We start from the raw sequence: 4,968 nt of genomic DNA on the forward strand, positions 1-4,968 counted from the left end.
GCGCATTGGCCGGGCGTACGCGCCGCAGGGCGAGTCGGCCGAGGCCGCGGTGGAAGAGCTCGACGCGACGCCAGCCGAAACGTTGTACGACGCCGCCGACGAACTAGCCGTGCTGGACGCGGGTAGTCGTGCAGAGTCGAATTCGCTCGCGTGGGCTGGTGAGGACGCGAGTGTCGGCATTGCGTCAGAAGATGAAGCCAGTGAGCAAGAGCTGGATGACACGCTTACGCTGCTGGCCGCCGCGAGGTAGGCGGGGGAGTGGGGGGCTTTCACAGGCTGGAAGCCCCTATGCCACTGTTCGTAGGCGGGAAGCTTGTGCCCCTACGAACCGCTTACCACTTAGGTTGAACTGGCTCCATGCTGCGTTGGAGCGAATCGCCCCAATGTTGTTGTGATCTCACACAGTGTGTTGCCTGACTCGATTCATCACGAGGACGGTGCGCTTTCGATCCGAGTAACGTTTTGCACGCGTTTATTGGCGCGTGCACGCAAACCGAAGCGGATGGCGCACCGATTGCTTTTTCGCACGCCGCGGCCGCTTTTCCGACGTGTGCGATGTCTGCATGTTTTGCGAGGGATGCACTGCTGCCGCAATCCGATCGGTATCGATCCCGTCTCAGCTTCGCCAGCAGGAGAGCACCATGTGGTTTCGCAACACGACTCGTCAACGTACTGCCAACCGTCGACAGCTGCGACGTCGCCAGCTATCCCAAGAAATCCTCGGTCGTCCTCGCGGTGAAGTGCTGGAAGATCGACGGTTGTTGGCCTTCGACGCATGGATGCCAATCGCCGGGCGGCCGGTTGACACCAGCAACGACGTCGCCACACAGCGTGCTGAGGTTTCGATCGATATCAACCCGGTCGATCCAAACAATATCGTTATTTTTGGACATGGCCCAGGTGGATCGATGGACAGCAATTTTTCCATCGACGGAGGCCTCACTTGGACCAATGTTCAAATCAACAATACGAACAATGCGGAAGGCGTGAACAATGCGACCAATCGCTTCGACCCCACGGTCGCATTTGACGACTATGGAAACGTGTATGTGGCGTATGCCACGGATTCCCCTGCCGGTCGTGAACTCTACGTCGCCAAGAGCACGGATGGTGGAGCAAGCTACACGCAAGCGGCTCTGGTAGACAGTGAGCCCGCGGGCGGAAACCTGGATAAATGGATCATCGAAACCGGTCCAGACCCTGTGGATCCGAGTCAGCAAAACGTCTATCTCGCGTACCTCACCCTCAATGACAATCTGCTGCATCTGGCGGCGTCCTACGACGGTGGATTGTCCTTTCCTACCACCACCGTGTTCAATGACGACGGTGCCGCAGATGCCGCCAGCTTTGCAACGCCGGCCGTGGGGCCGGATGGCGAGCTGTACGTCATCTGGGACGATTTTTCGAACAATCCGAACTCCAGCGAGATTAAGTACGACGTATCACTCGACGGTGGCGTTACCTTCCTGCGCGACAACGGTGCGGCGAACGCGACGAACGAACGGATGTTCATTCCGGCGACAGCTTCGTTTCATACCACGGCGGTCACCGAGGGCAACGACAATGGGTTTGCAGGGCGTCCCAACCCTGGCCGGCGCTATGCAATTTCGGCACAGGTTGAACGCGGCATCCTAACTGTTCCGTCGATCGCGGTCGATCAATCGCAGGGCCCGTTTCGCGGCCGCGTCTACGCGTCCTACACGGTAGCGACCAATGCCGGTTCGACCGACGATACCGACGTCGTGGTGACCTATTCGGACGATCTGGGCGAGACTTGGTCGCCACCGGTTGTCGTGCACGCCGCAAGTGAGAGCAGTCAGTTCCTGCCGTGGCTGGACGTCGATCCCTGGACCGGAGCCGTAGGCGTAGTCTTCTACGATACACGTCAGGACTCCGATGATGAGCAGACGCTGACCTACCTGGCAACCAGCGTCGATGGCGGCGATACGTGGCGTGAAACGCAAGTCGCTCAGGCCACTTCTGACCAAACAGCAGCAGGGGGTGGAAACGCCAATGCCGACTACCTGGAATACATCGGTGTGGCGGCGCTGAACGATCGCTTCCACATGGTTTGGACCGATAACAGCGACTTCGATAACAGTGGCACCGAGAACGACTACTTCTACGCCCAAGCTCATTTGATCGGCCCGGACGAACATGAGCCGAACGATGCAGCGAGTCAGGCGACGATCCTCGGGTCGCTCGACAACGTGACGGTCAGCGACCAAACGATCAAAGACCCGCTGGACCTGGACTGGTTCAAGTACACGGCGAATCAGACTGGAAAGCTGCTCGTTAACGCTTTTTCCGAAACCCACTACGGTGACGTCGACTTCGGCATCTTTGACGACGTGGGCAATGTGATCGCCGGACGCGCTGACTTTACCAACGACACCGACCTGGCGATTCCCGACAGTGGGCCCCTTGTGACTTCCACCCAGTTCGTGTCCGGCTACTCCGATTTGATCGGCGATGTCGATGTGACCTTGAACGTCGACCATACGTTTACGGGGGACCTGGAAATCTTTTTGGTCAGCCCGTCGGGAACGATCGTCGAACTGACGACCGACAACAACGGCGGCGACAACTTCATCAGCACGACGTTTGATGATGAAGCGGGCGTCGATGTGGTCGATGGACACAATCCGTATGCGGGGCGTTTCCGTCCGGAAGGCAACCTTTCGGATTTCGACGGAGAAGATCCTAATGGAACCTGGACGCTTCGTGTTCTGGACGATTTTGCCTTCGACACCGGAACCCTGCGAAGCTGGACGTTGAGTATCAGCACCAACGATGTTTCGACGGAAACCGCGGGGTTGGAAGCCGCGATGGCGGCCATTCCCGTTGTCTCGCAGGAGGAGTACTTCATTCGGGTCGTCTCGGCCAACGGTCAAGCGTCTGTATACGATTTGGAGATCGAGAACTTTGCGGCCCCTGTTCCCTCGGCGGTTGTGCTGGATGCGGCGAGCGACACCGGCATGATGAACAATGATCAGGTGACCGCCGATGACACGCCCAGTTTGCTGATCCAAGCGGACCTGCAAGATTTTGCGGATATGGGCATCGACGTCCTCAACGCGGCGGTCGCCGCCGCCGCGGTTACCCCAGGCGTGGCGGTCGAGGTCATGCTGGCAAACGCCGCGACCGGGGCAACAACGACCGGGTACGCCAGTCCCGTCGGCAGCAGCACGACCTTGTTCGCCTTCACGCCACAGGCCCCCTTGGCCGACGGTACCTACCTCGTCAGTGCGGCCAGCGTGGTGTTCGATGGGTACACTCCGCCCCAAGATGGTCGCAGCCCATTGTCTTCACCGTTGACGCTGACGATCGACACGCAAGCACCCACGGCCCTGATCGACTTTGACTTGCTCGACAGCAGTGACAGTGGGATGAGCATGGACGACTATGTCACGCATATCCGCCAAGTCGCTTTCGACGGCGAAGTCGAGGCGGGGGCCAAGGTGCGAATCTACGCGGCCAAAATTATCGGCGGCGTCGAGCAGGCCGCGGAATTGGTCGGTCAGGGAATCGCCGGTAATTATCCTCCGTCACTGAATCGGCCTGACAACGGCGTTTTCGAAATCACCGTCGAACCGCTTGTCGATAGTATCTACAACATCACGGTCGAACTGGAAGACGCCGCTGGAAACGTCGCCTCCTTTGATCCTTTCATTAACATCATCGACATCGATACCGAACAACAGTTCGATCTGGAAATCGATACGCTCGCGCCCAACCTGCCCTTCCTGGATCTGTTGGAATCCAGTGACACCGGCCGGCACAACGACGACAACGTCACCTTCGACAACACGCCAACGTTGTCGATGACCAGTGAAGATCGCACGGCCAACCCGGCGGACTACGACCACCTGTTTGCAGATAACTTCAAGTTTCGGATCTTCGATCGGCTGGAAGGGACGACGGAGATCCTGCTCTACGACTCCTTTGCGGACTTCGGTAACTTCGTCAGCGTCCAACAGCTCATTCATACCACGGGCATCTTGGCCGATGGCATTCACAATCTGAAGCTGGAGGTGGAAGACCGAGCCGGCAACATCAGTCACGACTTCCTCTTGGACGTGTTAATCGACACTGTGGCCCCGCCGGTTACGATCGACAGTATCGATCAGGCGGCGACCGATACCGGCGTGACCGGTGCCCCGGCCACTTTCAACGACAATATCACCAGCGATACGTCCACCGGATTCGTGGGCACGGCCGAAGCCAACGCGATCGTCCGCTTGTACGTCGACGCAGTGGACGACGGGCTCATTGGCAACCCCGCCGAGTTCAGCTTGACCGTAGCCCTGCCCTTTGACGGAGACGACGCTTTAGCCTGGGGACAGTGGAATACTGCGTATCGTCGCGACCTGAATAACCCCAATGCGCCGGATGCCTTCCCGCACGATGGGTTTCGCGAAGTGATTGTGGAAGCAGAAGACTTGGCGGGTAACATTAATATGGTTACCGACGAAAACGCGGACGGCGACCAACAGTTGGAGATCTTCATCGACACGCACGGTCCGCAAGTCACCGACGTGTTCATCACCGATGCACCGGCTTATGACTTGTTCGACCTCAAGCCCACGCAGGGTCCGACCCCGGTGGTCCAGTCCTTGACCGTCTCGGTACAGGACCTGCCCGATCGCGTCGCGGCTTTCCTGTATGAAGCTTTGCAAAGCGACGTGCCTGGCAATCCGACTGAGAATCCCGCGAACTATCGTGTTGTTGGAGACCACAACGGTCACGCCGAGATCGCCAGTGTGACGTTCTTGCCTGATCCATTGCTACCGGGCGAGCCCGCCACTGGCAACCTGCGTATCGACTTTGCACGTCCTCTCTTGGACGATCGCTACACCCTGACGATCTCCGATGCCGTTGTCGATCCCGCTGGAAACGCTTTGGATGGAGACAGCAATGCTGGGGTACCGACCGTGTTGCCCACCTTCCCCAGCGGTGACGGCCAGC

Annotated in this window: 2 protein-coding genes; both read left to right on the forward strand. The window is 58.7% G+C overall.

Annotated features, from left to right (window positions below; all coding sequences use genetic code 11):
- Window positions 1–250, forward strand: a 250-nt coding sequence (locus tag GE027_RS22905; RefSeq protein WP_162006889.1) for a hypothetical protein, incomplete at its 5' end; no start/stop codon positions are given.
- Window positions 251–641: 391 nt separating this feature from the next.
- The coding region (locus tag GE027_RS22300; RefSeq protein WP_202617505.1) for an Ig-like domain-containing protein at window positions 642–4,968 on the forward strand (4,327 nt) is incomplete at its 3' end.

The sequence above is a fragment of the Roseimaritima sediminicola genome, from assembly GCF_009618275.1.
GTDB lineage: Bacteria > Planctomycetota > Planctomycetia > Pirellulales > Pirellulaceae > Roseimaritima > Roseimaritima sediminicola.